Origin of the sequence: Ruegeria atlantica (assembly GCF_013032505.1) — a bacterium.
GTDB classification, from domain to species: Bacteria; Pseudomonadota; Alphaproteobacteria; order Rhodobacterales; family Rhodobacteraceae; genus Ruegeria; species Ruegeria atlantica_F.
Map to the genome: position 1 here is coordinate 268,104 of NZ_WQCG01000004.1, position 13,030 is coordinate 281,133.

The window sequence follows — 13,030 nt, forward strand, 5'->3', positions numbered from 1 at the left end:
ATCAGAAATCGATCGCGATGCCTTTCTTCTCCCAATCGCCATAGCGGGCCGGATCGGGGCCATCACGACCGCCCAGTTCCTTGGGCATCTTTTTCGCCTCGGCCTCGGCTTTTTTGCGGCGCTCTTCGGCTTCGGCCAGGGCGCGCTGGGCGGCGGGCGGCAGGTCTTTGTGGTCGTCACTCATGACATCGGGTTCCTTTCCGTGCATGGGCTTGATATACGCGCGCGTCCGCCATTGGCAATGCGGGCGAGGTTTTTATCAAAGGCGATTCCATGTCCGAAAACGCAACAGCGGCTCGACGCAGCGCGATCTATCTGCTGGATCAGATACTGGGGGAAGGACGGCTGCTGTCCGAATGTTTGGCCGCCGGCGCACTGGATCGTCTGGGGCCAGAAGATCGCGCACGTGCGCAGCGCCTGACGTTGGAAACCCTGCGTGGGTTGGAACGTGCGGATCGTCTATTGGACAACCACCTGAATCGCACCCCCGCTTTGACTGTTCATAACGCCCTGCGCCTTGGCGCGGTTGAGCTGTGCCACGGAGAAGCGGCGCATGGGGTGGTGAATTCCATGGTCGAGATCGTAGGTAGGTCACGCAAGCACGGGCGCCTGAAGGGTCTGGTGAACGCAGTGCTGCGCAAAGTGGCCGCCGAAGGGCCGGAAGCGTGGCCCAAAATGCGCGTTCCGCGTTTGCCGGAATGGCTGCGCGAACCGCTGATCATGGCCTGGGGCGCAGAGGCTGTTGCAGGCATGGAGCAGGCACAGTTTACGGGCGCGCCGCTGGATATCTCGCTGAAACCCGGCGCAACCGGCCCCGGAGAGGCGCTGCCAACGGGTTCAATGCGGTTGCACGAAGCAGGTCAGGTTTCGGCATTGCCGGGCTATGGCAAAGGCGATTGGTGGGTTCAGGACGCGGCGGCAGCTATACCTGTCCGAGTTCTGGCACCAAAACCCGGTGAAAAGACTCTGGACCTTTGCGCGGCGCCGGGTGGCAAGACGCTGCAACTTGCCGCCGCAGGGGCCGACGTGACAGCGCTGGATGTGTCCGAAAGCCGTTTGGAACGGGTGCGCGAGAATCTCAAACGCACCGGGCTGACGGCCACGGTCATCGCAGGTGACGCGCTGGAACATCAGGGTCAATATGACGCCATTCTGTTGGATGCACCCTGTTCCGCTACAGGCACGATCCGTCGCCACCCGGACCTGCCCTTCGCCAAAGACGGATCGGAATTCGGCGCATTGATCGAACTGCAGGCGCAGATGCTTGCCCATGCTTGGAACCTTCTGAAACCGGGCGGGCGGCTGGTGTATTGCACCTGTTCGTTACTGCCGGATGAGGGCGAGGTGCAGGTCGAAGAAGCTCTGGACCAATTTCCGGATATGGCGGTGGATCGCGCGGCGTTGAACATTGCCGGTATCGAGCCGGAATGGACCACTGAAGAAGGTGGTCTGCGCCTGCGGCCCGATTACTGGCCGGATCGCGGTGGAATGGATGGGTTCTATATCGCGTGCCTGAACAAATCGACCTGACTTCACGCTTTTCGATGACTTGACGATCGCCCCGGTCTATCGTTGGGTCTCAGGCGCCAGCAGAGCGCAAGGGGCAGAGTAACGAGCGTCATGTCAAAGACAGATACCATGACCGATCGGTTGACACGGTTTCAGAACCGTCTCTACGCGCGGCTCAGCCAGCGGCGCAAGGCGGTCTCGGGGTTTGTTGGCGAGCCGGAACCGCGCACGGTAGGCTCATTTGCGCGTGGGCGTCAGTTGGTGGCTGGGAATTTGCTGTTTGCTGGCTATCTGGTCGAGGCGCAGGATACCGGGCTGTGGGACGTGGTCGCGCCCAGCACCGGGTTCGACAATGAACGCCACGGTTTTGCCTGGTTGGATGACTTGGCCGCAGTTGGTGACATGCGCGCCCGTGAAAAAGCACAGCGATGGGTTTGGGGCTGGATTGAGGCGCATGGCAGGGGCCATGGTCCCGGCTGGGCGCCGGATCTGACGGGGCGGCGCGTGATGCGCTGGATCAACCACGCGATTTTCCTGCTGCGCGGTGCGGACGAGAAACAAAGCAGGATGTTCTTCCGTTCACTGGCGCAGCAGAGTTGGTTTCTGTCTAAGCGCTGGAAAGCAGCAACGCCGGGTCTGCCTCGATTTGAGGCGCTCGCCGGTCTGCTTCAGGCAGGTCTTGCACTTGAGGGGCTGGAACAGATGTCGGATCCCGCCCTGCGGGCCCTGGCCCGTGAATGTGACAGCCAGATTGACGAACAGGGCGGTATCCCGACCCGCAACCCTGAAGAACTACTTGAAGTTTTTATGTTGCTGTCGTGGACTTCGGCTGCGCTCAGCGAGTTGGGGCGGGGCACGCCCGCAGCGCAGGCGAGCGCCATCAAGCGCATGGCCCCAACCTTGCGCAACTTGCGCCACTCGGACGGGGCGCTGGCCCGGTTTCATGGCGGTGGGCGCGGGGTTGAAGGGCGTCTGGATCAGGCGCTGGCGCAAAGTGGTGTGAAGCCATATCACGTTGCGGGTTTATCCATGGGATTTTCCCGACTTTATGCAGCCAGAACCAGCGTGATTGTCGATGCCAGCCCTCCGCCCAAAGGTGCTGCATCCTATAACGCCCATGCCTCGACCCTGGCGTTTGAACTCACGTCGGGCCGAAGACCGCTGGTGGTCAACTGCGGGTCGGGCGAAAGCTTTGGAATGGATTGGCGGCGTGCGGGTCGGGCGACACCATCGCATTCGACGCTGTGCCTTGATGGCTATTCAAGTGCGCGTCTGGCACCGCCGACGCCGGGCGCGGAACGTGAGGCTTTGGTGGATGCACCACATAAGGTGCCGATTGACTTTGAGGACGCCATTGAAGGCACGCGTTTCATGGCGGGTCACGACGGGTATACCAAGGTTTTTGGCCTAACCCATGCCCGCACTTTTGAGCTGCGCTTTGATGGGCGTGAGCTGGCCTGCGAGGACATTCTGCTGACGGCCACCGACAAGGCGAAGCGGCAATTTGACAAAGCAATGGATGCTTCGGGCCTGAAAGGCATCGCTTTTGATATCCGGTTTCACTTGCATCCCGACGTTGATGCGGCGCTGGATTTGGGGGGTGCAGCAGTCTCGATGGCGCTCAAAAGTGGTGAGATCTGGGTTTTCCGCCATGATGGCGTGGGAAAATTATCTGTAGAACCAAGTGTTTATCTGGAAAAAGGCAGATTAAAGCCACGCGCGACAAAACAGATCGTTCTATCCGGGCGCGCAATGGAGTATGCGACCCGCATCCGGTGGACGTTGAGCAAGGCTCAGGACACAGCCTATGCCGTACGCGATCTGCACCGGGACGAGCCCGAGTTTGACTGACGCCAAAAGGACCTTTGGACCCATGACCGATCTTCACCCCGTGCGCCGCGCGTTGCTTTCCGTTTCCGACAAGACCGGGCTGATCGAGCTGGGAAAGGCACTGGCCGAGCGCGGGGTCGAGTTGTTGTCGACCGGTGGAACCGCCAAGGCGCTGCGGGATGCAGGGCTTGAGGTGAAGGATGTCAGCGAGATCACTGGCTTCCCCGAGATGATGGATGGCCGTGTCAAAACACTGCATCCCATGGTGCACGGCGGTCTGCTGGCACTGCGTGACAACGAAAGTCATGTGGCGGCGATGGACGAGCACGGCATCGGTGCGATCGATCTGCTGGTTGTGAACCTCTACCCGTTCGAGGCAACTGTTGCCAAAGGCGCTGATTACGACACCTGCATCGAGAATATCGATATCGGGGGCCCCGCGATGATCCGAGCGGCGTCCAAGAACCATGCGTTTGTCAACGTCGTCGTGGACGTTCAGGACTATGACGCGCTGCTTGGCGAATTGGCGGCCAATGACGATCAGACATCTTATGCGTTCCGTCAGAAGCTGGCACAGACGGCTTATGCCCGTACCGCGGCCTATGACGCGGCCGTGTCGAACTGGATGGCCGATGCGCTGGCCGCAGAGGCCCCGCGCCGTCGCGCTTTTGCCGGTGAGTTGAAACAGACTCTGCGCTATGGCGAAAACAGCCATCAACAGGCAGCCTTTTACACCGATGGCACCAACCGCCCCGGCGTTGCGACCGCCGTACAGCATCAGGGCAAGGAACTGAGCTACAACAACATCAACGACACTGATGCCGCATTCGAGCTGGTTGCCGAGTTCAACCCGGCCGACACTGCCGCTTGCGCCATCATCAAACACGCCAACCCCTGTGGCGTGGCCAAAGGCGCAACCTTGCTTGAAGCCTACAAGGCCGCCTTCGACTGCGACCGTACTTCGGCCTTTGGTGGCATCGTGGCATTGAACCAGCCTTTGGATGCTGAGACCGCACAGGAAATCACCGGGATTTTCACCGAAGTTGTGATTGCTCCCGGCGCATCAGACGAGGCGAAAGCAATCTTTGCCGCCAAGAAAAACCTGCGTCTGCTGACCACCGAAGCCCTGCCAGACGTGGCCGCCGGTGGCAAAATCGTGCGTCAGGTGGCCGGCGGCTTGCTGGTGCAGGACAAGGACAATGGCTTTGTCGGTATGGATGACCTGAAAGTGGTCACCAAGAAGGCCCCGACCGAGGAACAGATGCGCGACCTGTTGTTCGCGTGGAAAGTTGCCAAGCACGTCAAATCCAATGCCATTGTCTACGTCAAGGACGGTGCGACCGTGGGCGTTGGTGCGGGGCAGATGAGCCGCTTGGACTCGGCCATGATTGCCGCGAAGAAAGCCGAACGTATGGCGGATGCGCTGGGCTTGCCGCAACCGCTGACTATCGGGTCCGCCGTGGCATCTGACGCATTCTTCCCCTTCCCCGATGGCTTGATGGAAGCGGCCGAGGCTGGCGCAACCTGCGTTATTCAACCGGGCGGCTCGATGCGGGATGACGACGTGATCGCTGCCGCAGACGAGGCCGGTCTGGCCATGGTCTTCACCGGCATGCGCCACTTCCGCCACTGATGCGTTATCGCCTGCTTCTCTGGGCCGCACTGGCTGCGTTTCTGATCGACCAGATCAGCAAGTATCTGGTCGTTCACGTGATGCGCGTGGCCGAAGGGAATATCGACGTCCTGCCGCCGCTGCTGGTGTTCAAATACGGTGAGAATCGGGGCATCAATTTCGGCCTGTTCCAAGGCAATACTGAGGCCGCCCGTTGGGCGCTGATTGGTGTTTCCGTCGCCATCTCGATCGGTGTTTTGCTGTGGCTCTGGCGATCAGCCCCGTCAAAACTGATGTTGATATGCGGTGGATTGCTGATCGGGGGCGCGATGGGCAATGTCATAGACCGTTTGCTTTATGGCTATGTTCTGGATTTCCTGAACATGTCATGCTGTGGCATAAGCAACCCCTTTGTGTTTAACTTGGCCGATGTGTTCATTTTCGCCGGAGCGATTGGTTTGGTGCTGTTCGAAGGTAAAAAGCCCTCGTGACGTGCCATTTGAAATGCGATAAAAGCGCCTGAAACAGGCTGGAGACTCTGATGCGGCTGCCGCGTTCAATATTAGCTTTGACATTGGCCTTTGCGGCTGCGGGGTGTTCCGATATCGGACTGCGCCATCTCGAAGCACCCGGGCAGGGGCCAGATGAATTCTCGGTTCTGCCTGTCAAACCACTGACACAGCCCAAGGATTACGCTTTTCTACCTGCGCCTACGCCAGGTGGTGAGAACCTGACCGATCCGAACCCCAAGGCCGAAGCCGTCGTTGCCCTTGGTGGGAGCGAGTCTTCGTTAAACGCAAATACGGCCATTCCGTCCACGGATGCCGCCCTTGTTACCGCCTCAAGCCGGTATGGCGTCCCGGCGAATACACGGCAGGTGGTGAACGCCGAGGATGCCGAGTTCCGGAGAAAGCAGGGCCGTTTGACGCGCTTGCGTTTGTTCAATGTGGATCGTTACTCGCAGGTGTACCGGCGCGAAACACTGAACCCTGACATTCAGAACGAAGCCGCGCGTCGAGCCGGAATTGAAACACCTTCGTCGCCGCCGGTAGATGAATAATCTTTAACTTTTCGTCATTAGCCTTGAACCCGCGCGGCGCAACCGTAGTTTGAACACCATAAATCAAACGGAGGACGCCCTATGGTTCGGGCCCTGGCACTGTCGGCTGCCCTGATCGCCGCAACCCCTCTTGCCGCCAGCGAGGGGCATGAGGCGGTGACTACATTTACGCTGGACAACGGCATGGATGTCGTCGTGATCGAAGACCACCGCGCGCCTGTTGTGCAGCATATGGTGTGGTATCGCGCCGGGTCGGCGGATGAACCCGTAGGATCATCGGGCGTAGCGCATTTTCTTGAGCACTTGTTGTTCAAAGGCACTGACACATTGGCTCCGGGCGAATTTTCCGCGACCGTTGCAGCCAATGGCGGCACCGACAACGCGTTCACGTCATACGACTACACTGCGTATTTCCAACGTGTCGCAGCTGACCGGCTGGAATTGATGATGCGGATGGAAGCGGACCGGATGCGCAATATCCGACTGAGCGAAAATGATATTGTCACTGAACGCGACGTGATCCTTGAGGAACGCAACCAGCGCACCGACAACAGCCCGCGTGCGCTGTTCGGCGAGCAGATGAGCGCGTCGCAGTACCTCAACCACCGCTACGGTGTTCCGATCATCGGCTGGCGGCACGAGATGGAAACGTTGGACATGGAGGACGCGTTGTCCTTCTACCAAACCCATTATGCGCCCAATAACGCTATTCTGGTCGTCACCGGTGATGTCGAACCAGACGAGGTCAAATCGCTGGCCGAGCAATATTACGGCGTGATCCCTGCCAACGCTGATCTGCCCGAGCGGGTCCGGTCGCAGGAGCCGCCGCAAACGGCAGAACGCCGTTTGACATACAAGGATGCGCGCGTGTCGCAGCCTTATGTTCAGCGTAGCTATCTCGCACCAGAGCGCGATCCGGGTGAGCAGGAAAAAGCGGCCGCTTTGTTCTTATTGGCGGAACTTTTGGGCGGCAGTACGACGTCATACCTGAACGAAAAGCTGCAGTTCGAGCAGCAAAAGGCGGTCTATACCGGCGCTTTCTATCGTGGCGTTTCGTTGGACGACACCACCTTTGATCTGCTGGTCGTTCCGGCCGCGGGCGTGTCTTTGCAAGAGGCCGAGGATGCGATGGATCAGGCTGTTGCCGATTTCATTGCCGAAGGCGTGAACGAAGAGGATCTTGATCGGATCAAGATGCAGTTACGGGCAGCTCAAACCTATGCACGTGACAATGTGGACGGGATCGGCAATCGCTATGGCCGCGCGCTGACCAGTGGCCTGACTGTCGAGGATGTGCAGGCTTGGCCCGATATACTGCAGGCCGTTACCGGAGATGAAATCATCGCTGCCGCGCGCGAGGTGATACAACCGGAAACATCGGTCACCGGCTGGTTGATGCACGACGATGAGGTGACGCAATGAAAAGGATATTCGCAACCCTGATCGCGTTCGTCGTCGCGCTGCCTGCATGGGCTGAGATCGAGATCGAAGAAGTCACTTCTCCCGGCGGTATTAAGGCCTGGCTGGTCGAGGATCAGTCGATCCCCTTTGCAGCGCTAGAGCTGCGTTTTCGTGGCGGCACCTCGCTGGATGATCCCGATAAACGCGGCGCAGTTTACCTGATGAGCGGCCTGATCGAAGAAGGCTCAGGTGACATGGACGCTCGCACCTATGCGCGCGAGTTGGAGTCGCTGGCAGCCTCGTTCCGGTACAATGCAACCGATGACACGGTGTCGATTTCTGCGCAGTTTCTGACCGAAAACCGGGACGACGTGATCGACCTGCTGCGCACGACCATTCACGAACCCCGCTTTGATCAGGATGCTGTGGACAGGGTGAAAGCGCAGGTGCTTTCGGGCCTCAAATCCGACCAAACCGACCCGAATGACATTGCAGGTCGCAACTTTGCGCAGATGGCATATGGCGATCATCCTTACGGAACCGAAGGTAAGGGCACGATCGAAAGCGTGTCAGCCCTGACCCGCGATGACGTGGTCACAGCGTATGAGGATGTCTTTGCCAAAGACCGGATGTATGTCGGCGCGGTGGGAGATATCACAGCCGACGAGTTGGGCGCCTTGCTGGATAAACTACTGGCCGACCTGCCGGAAACGGGCAAACAGATCCCAGAACGCGCAGATGTTTCCATCCCTGGTGGTGTCAGTGTGGTCGAGTTTGACACGCCGCAATCCGTGGCCTTGTTTGGTCAAGCTGGTATTGACCGCGACGATCCCGATTTCTTTGCCGCCTTCATCCTGAACCACATCCTGGGCGGTGGCGGATTTGAAAGCCGTCTGATGCAGGAGGTTCGCGAGAAACGCGGTTTGACCTATGGCATTGGCACTTATCTGGTGCCCAAGGATTTGGCTTCGGTCTATCTGGGATCCGTGTCATCCAGCAATGATCGCATTGCCGAAGCTGTCGAGGTGATCCGCGACGAATGGGCCAGAGCCGCGTCCGATGGTGTCACGCAAAAGGAACTGGATGATGCCAAAACCTATCTGACCGGTGCGTATCCGCTGAGGTTTGATGGCAACGGGCAAATCGCCGGGATCATGGTCGGAATGCAGATGGAAGACCTGCCAATCGACTATATCGCCACCCGCAATGACAAGGTGAACGCGGTCACGCTGGAAGAGGTGAACCGGGTCGCCGCAGAACTGCTCGACCCGGAGGCGCTGCATTTCACCGTGGTTGGCAAACCCGTGGGTCTGGAAACCACGAACTAAGATATAGGGGCTGAGCGCTGCTCAGCCCTTTTTCATGCTGCGCAGCATCTGTCCCATCATCTGGCCGAACTTGCCTGATCCTCGTTGGTAAAGTGCGCCATCGACGGCCAGAACCGTGCCGCTGATATAGCTGGCCAGATCAGAGCTGAGGAACAGGCAGGCGTTTGCCACGTCCTGCGGTTGACCCCAGCGGCCCAACGGAACGTCCTTGCGCAAGGCCTCTCCGGCATCCGGAGTGGGGGCCAGGCGTTTAGCCCCTTCGGTGCCCTCGATAAAGCCAGGAACGACCGAGTTCACGCGGATGCCCTCGACGCCCCATTCCATCGACAATGTGCGGGTAATCTGATCGACGCCTGCCTTGGCGGCACAGACATGAGCCTGTCCTTCGTAGGGCAGATACGATTGCGGAGCCGAGATGTTGATGATGCTCGCTCCGGGGCGCTTCAGGTAAGGATAGGCCCCCTTCATCACGTGGATCGTGCCCATTAGGTCGATATCGATCACGGTCTTGAACGCATTGACTGACATTTCCGCCGCCAATGCCGGGAAATTGCCTGCCGCGCCCGAGACCAACACGTCAAAGTCACCGAATGCATCGTGGAATTGCTTGAGGCCCTCGGCCACCGCCTCAGGGTCACGCACGTCAAACGCCGCACCGATGGCATCCTGTGCGCCCGCAGCTTTCAGTGCGGCAACGGTGTCATCGACCTTTTCCTGTGAACGGCTGGCGACGGCCAGTTTGGCACCCGAGGCCGCAAAGGCCTCGGCAATGCCGCGATTGATACCGCTGGTTCCGCCAATGACGATAACGGTTTTTCCTGAAAAATCCATGTAGGCCTCCCTTGGAGGGGAGCCCTACTCGCCGTAGGGCACCCAGATGTTTTTGACTTCGGTCGCAGCCTGCAGGAAGCGGCGAGAATGGTCCACGCCCCAATCAAATGCCGTGGCGTTATTCACCCAGGTCCGTTTCAGGTTCCCGGCCGAGACGACCTCGATCTCTTTCGACAGGTCGGTGGATGAGAATGACCAGACCGCATCAACATTCAGGTGCGAGGCCAGCGGTTTCGCCAATTCCGCATGGCTGCCGGTCAGGATGTTAACCACACCAGCCGGGACGTCCGAGGTTTCGAGGATTTGGTAGAAATCGGTAGCCGCCAGCGGGTAGGGCTCTGACGCCACCAGAACCGTCCGGTTGCCCATCGCAATTGCCGGAGCCATGGTTGAGACCAGACCCAGCAGTGGCGCCTCATCCGCGCAAAGCGCGCCGATGACACCAACGGATTCTTTCATGGCAATCGCCACGCCACGGATCGGAACGCCGTGCACCTGACCGTCGTACTTGTCGGCCCAGGCGGCGGCTGTGAACAGACGCTGGATTGAAGCTTCGACCTCTTTCGCGCCGTCCTTTTTGCCGGTCATCGCGTCGATGCGAGCGGCAAACTCGTCGGCGCGGGCCGAGAGGTTTTCGCCGATGTAATACAGGATTTGCGCCCTCAGGTGGCCAGTGGTCTTGGACCAGCCTTTGGCCCCCGCCGCAGCCTCAACCGCGTTGCGGACGTCCTTGCGATTGGCGAGGCCGACGTGGCCCAACAGCCCGGGCTTGCCCCAAACGGGTTTCGAATAGCCGCTATCAGGCCGCGCCTGCTTGCCTCCGACATACATCTTGGCGGTACGGTCAATAGGATCGACCGGAGCGCCTTCACCGGTCCCCGCTTCGACCTTCGCCAACGGCTTAGCTTTGCCCTTGGGCTTGGTGTACGCAGTCAAGCCTTCCCAGCCGCCTTCACGGCCAAAGCCGCTTTCGCGCACGCCTCCGAATCCGGCTGCCGCGTCGAACAGGTTGGTGGCATTGACCCAGACCACGCCTGCAACCAGCTTGGGCGCAATATCCAGTGCAAGGTTCACATTCTCGGTCCACACCGTCGCGGCCAACCCGTAACGGGTGTTATTGGCCAGTTCGACTGCCTCTTCCGGTGTGCGGAAGGTTGAGGACACCAGAACCGGGCCAAAGATTTCTTCCTGCATTAGCGGGTCGGAAGTTTCGAGGCCCGAGATCAGCGTAGGCGGGTAATAACATCCGTTCGCAGGCAGATCGCAGGCGGCTTGGTGCACGTGACCAGCGGTGTTGCTTTCGACCATGCTTTTGATGGTTTGCAGTTGGACCGGGTCTACAACCGCGCCCACATCAATGCATTTATCCAGCGGATCGCCGATGCGCAGCTTGTCCATCCGTGCGCGCAACTTTTCATGGAAACGATCAGCGATGCCTTCCTGCACCAACAGGCGCGAGCCCGCACAGCAGACTTGCCCCTGATTGAACCAGATCGCGTCGACCAGACCTTCGATGGCTGAATCGATGTCGGCATCATCAAAGACCACGTAAGCCGACTTGCCACCCAGCTCCAATGTCAGCTCCTTGCCGGAACCCGCGGTTGCTTCACGGATGCGGCGGCCCACAACGGTCGAGCCGGTAAAGGCGATCTTGTCCACGTCCGCGTTCACGATCATCTCGCCCACTGCGCCGTCACCAGTGACGATGTTGACTACGCCTTTGGGCAGCCCGGCTTGTGTGCAAATGTCAGCAAACAGAAGTGCGGTCAGCGAAGTGTATTCGGCTGGCTTCAGAACCACGGTGTTGCCCATCGCAAGAGCCGGGGCAATTTTCCACGCAAGCATCAGCAACGGGAAGTTCCACGGGATGATCTGCCCGCAGACACCCAACGCCTCAGCATCGGGCAATTCGCTGTGCATCAACTGCGCCATGCCCGCGTGATAGTAAAAATGCCGCTGCGCCAGCGGGATGTCGATATCACGTGACTCCCGGATCGGTTTGCCGTTGTCGAGGCTTTCCAGTACGGCAAACAGACGCGAATGCTTCTGCAACAGGCGCGCAATAGCATAAAGGTAACGGGCACGGCCTGCGCCGCCCAGCTTCGCCCACTTCGGTTGCGCTTTACGTGCGGCAGTAACAGCGGCATCCACATCGGCCTGTTTCGCCTGTGTCAGCTTGGCCAGAACCTCTCCAGTCGCTGGGTTGCGGCTCTCGAACCCCTTCCCCGGCTTGGTAAAAGCACCGTCGATGTAGTGACCGAACTTGTCGCCCTGATCGACCAGCCAGGCCAAAGCCTCGGCAGCGCTTTCGGGGGCAGGGCCGTAATCCATGGTTTCGAAAATCTCTTTGACTGTCATTGTTCTTTTCCTCAGCCCATGGAGTGACGGTAGCCAGCCGAGTAGGACCCGGTGACATAATGTTCCAATTGCCGTTCGATATCGCCCAGCAGCGATGACGCGCCAAAGCGAAACAGGTCAGGTTCCAGCCAACGATCACCCAACTCGTCTTTGATTAGCGACAGGTAGACCAAAGCGTCCTTGGCTTTGGAGATCCCACCTGCTGGTTTGTAACCAACGCGATACCCGGTCCGGTCATAGTAGTCACGGATTGCGCGGATCATCACCAGCGAAACGGGCAGGGTGGCGTTCACGCTTTCCTTGCCGGTTGAAGTTTTGATGAAGTCCGCGCCCGCCATCATGCAAACCAGCGAGGCGCGCGCGACGTTGCGCAGGCTGCCCAGCTCTCCGGTGGCCAGAATAGCTTTGACATGGGCATCGCCGCAGGCGACGCGGAAAGCCTTCATCTCATCATACAATGCCTGCCAGTCACCCGACAGGACATGACGGCGCGAAATCACGATGTCGATCTCTTCGGCACCGGCCTTTACGCTTTCTTCGATCTCAGCCACGCGCAGATGGAATGGCGACAAGCCAGCGGGGAATCCGGTGGACACTGCGGCAACCGGAATGCCGGTGCCATGCAGCGCATCCACTGCCGTTTCGATCATGTCGTGATAGACGCAGACCGCCCCGGTTGTTATCGGCGGCATGTCCAGGGCCTGCAATACCGAAGGCGTAACCGGCTGCCGCGCCTTGGCACACAGACGGCGGACTCGACCAACGGTGTCGTCACCCGACAGGGTGGTCAGGTCGATCATCGTGACCGCCTTCAGCAGCCATGCGGCCTGATATTCTTTTTTGACGGACCGACGACCGGGCAGGGTCGCGGCGCGGCGTTCAATGGCCGAAGTATTGACCTGCACGGCGCGTACCCAGTCCAGATCCAATTCCATTCCAGGGTTTCTGGGCTCGGTCACTTGCGGCAGATGCGCGGTGCGCACGGGGCTTTCTGAGCTCTGCGTTTCCATCTTCACATCCTTTGGGAGGTTTGCGTCAAATTCGCACGGCTTGCCGCCAATTGGAAGGCATAGTGGCCTTGTGTGCGCAATTTTTTTGACC

Annotated in this window: 11 protein-coding genes; 7 read left to right on the plus strand and 4 right to left on the minus strand. The window is 59.3% G+C overall.

Translation table 11 applies throughout. The features are described from left to right. Window position 1 precedes the first annotated feature (1 nt). A complete protein-coding gene (locus GOW92_RS16905; protein ID WP_170562186.1) occupies window positions 2-184 on the minus strand; it encodes a DUF1674 domain-containing protein in 183 nt (60 codons plus the stop codon). A gap of 89 nt (window positions 185-273) precedes the next feature. Here GOW92_RS16905 and GOW92_RS16910 point away from each other — a divergent pair, with 89 nt between their 5' ends. From GOW92_RS16910 to GOW92_RS16940, 7 genes are all read left to right on the plus strand, one after another. Then, entirely contained in the window at window positions 274-1,530 is a 1,257-nt protein-coding gene (locus GOW92_RS16910; RefSeq protein WP_170562188.1) for an RsmB/NOP family class I SAM-dependent RNA methyltransferase, read from the plus strand. A 90-nt stretch (window positions 1,531-1,620) separates the two neighbouring features. After that, a complete protein-coding gene (locus GOW92_RS16915; protein WP_170562190.1) occupies window positions 1,621-3,360 on the plus strand; it encodes a heparinase II/III family protein in 1,740 nt (579 codons plus the stop codon). A 22-nt stretch (window positions 3,361-3,382) separates the two neighbouring features. Further along, complete coding sequence (purH, locus tag GOW92_RS16920) at window positions 3,383-4,972, plus strand: bifunctional phosphoribosylaminoimidazolecarboxamide formyltransferase/IMP cyclohydrolase (protein ID WP_170562193.1); 1,590 nt, start codon at window positions 3,383-3,385, stop codon at window positions 4,970-4,972. Next, entirely contained in the window at window positions 4,972-5,442 is a 471-nt protein-coding gene (gene lspA / locus GOW92_RS16925) for a signal peptidase II (RefSeq protein ID WP_170562196.1), read from the plus strand. Before purH ends, lspA begins: the two co-directional genes overlap by 1 nt. 50 nt (window positions 5,443-5,492) lie before the next feature. Continuing rightward, a complete protein-coding gene (locus tag GOW92_RS16930) occupies window positions 5,493-6,011 on the plus strand; it encodes a DUF3035 domain-containing protein (protein WP_170562199.1) in 519 nt (172 codons plus the stop codon). An 81-nt stretch (window positions 6,012-6,092) separates the two neighbouring features. Continuing rightward, on the plus strand, window positions 6,093-7,433 hold the full coding sequence (locus GOW92_RS16935) for a M16 family metallopeptidase (RefSeq protein WP_170562202.1): 1,341 nt from the start codon (window positions 6,093-6,095) through the stop codon (window positions 7,431-7,433). Then, window positions 7,430-8,740 (plus strand): M16 family metallopeptidase, encoded by a 1,311-nt coding sequence (locus GOW92_RS16940; RefSeq protein ID WP_170562206.1) that lies wholly within the window; start codon window positions 7,430-7,432, stop codon window positions 8,738-8,740. Before GOW92_RS16935 ends, GOW92_RS16940 begins: the two co-directional genes overlap by 4 nt. Window positions 8,741-8,761: 21 nt before the next feature. On the opposite strand, the gene GOW92_RS16945 is transcribed toward GOW92_RS16940, so the two are convergent. From GOW92_RS16945 to deoC, 3 genes are read right to left on the minus strand one after another with little or no spacing between them, the layout of a single operon-like run. Beyond that, on the minus strand, window positions 8,762-9,571 hold the full coding sequence (locus tag GOW92_RS16945; protein WP_170336468.1) for an SDR family oxidoreductase: 810 nt from the start codon (window positions 9,569-9,571) through the stop codon (window positions 8,762-8,764). A 24-nt stretch (window positions 9,572-9,595) separates the two neighbouring features. Beyond that, the gene (locus tag GOW92_RS16950; RefSeq protein ID WP_170562209.1) at window positions 9,596-11,929 is read right to left on the minus strand and encodes an aldehyde dehydrogenase family protein; all 2,334 of its coding nucleotides are present in this window, start codon (window positions 11,927-11,929) and stop codon (window positions 9,596-9,598) included. Window positions 11,930-11,940: 11 nt separating this feature from the next. Next, window positions 11,941-12,939, minus strand: a complete 999-nt coding sequence (gene deoC, locus GOW92_RS16955; protein ID WP_170562212.1) for a deoxyribose-phosphate aldolase — start codon at window positions 12,937-12,939, stop codon at window positions 11,941-11,943. Window positions 12,940-13,030: the final 91 nt, after the last annotated feature.

Coding starts and splice junctions, on each gene's coding strand:
- GOW92_RS16910 (WP_170562188.1), top strand. CDS start 274: ATGTCCGAAAACGCAACAGCGGCTCGACGCAGCGCGATCTATCTGCTG.
- lspA (WP_170562196.1), top strand. CDS start 4,972: ATGCGTTATCGCCTGCTTCTCTGGGCCGCACTGGCTGCGTTTCTGATC.
- deoC (WP_170562212.1), bottom strand. CDS start 12,939: ATGGAAACGCAGAGCTCAGAAAGCCCCGTGCGCACCGCGCATCTGCCG.
- GOW92_RS16945 (WP_170336468.1), bottom strand. CDS start 9,571: ATGGATTTTTCAGGAAAAACCGTTATCGTCATTGGCGGAACCAGCGGT.
- GOW92_RS16940 (WP_170562206.1), top strand. CDS start 7,430: ATGAAAAGGATATTCGCAACCCTGATCGCGTTCGTCGTCGCGCTGCCT.
- purH (WP_170562193.1), top strand. CDS start 3,383: ATGACCGATCTTCACCCCGTGCGCCGCGCGTTGCTTTCCGTTTCCGAC.
- GOW92_RS16915 (WP_170562190.1), top strand. CDS start 1,621: ATGTCAAAGACAGATACCATGACCGATCGGTTGACACGGTTTCAGAAC.
- GOW92_RS16930 (WP_170562199.1), top strand. CDS start 5,493: ATGCGGCTGCCGCGTTCAATATTAGCTTTGACATTGGCCTTTGCGGCT.
- GOW92_RS16905 (WP_170562186.1), bottom strand. CDS start 184: ATGAGTGACGACCACAAAGACCTGCCGCCCGCCGCCCAGCGCGCCCTG.
- GOW92_RS16935 (WP_170562202.1), top strand. CDS start 6,093: ATGGTTCGGGCCCTGGCACTGTCGGCTGCCCTGATCGCCGCAACCCCT.
- GOW92_RS16950 (WP_170562209.1), bottom strand. CDS start 11,929: ATGACAGTCAAAGAGATTTTCGAAACCATGGATTACGGCCCTGCCCCC.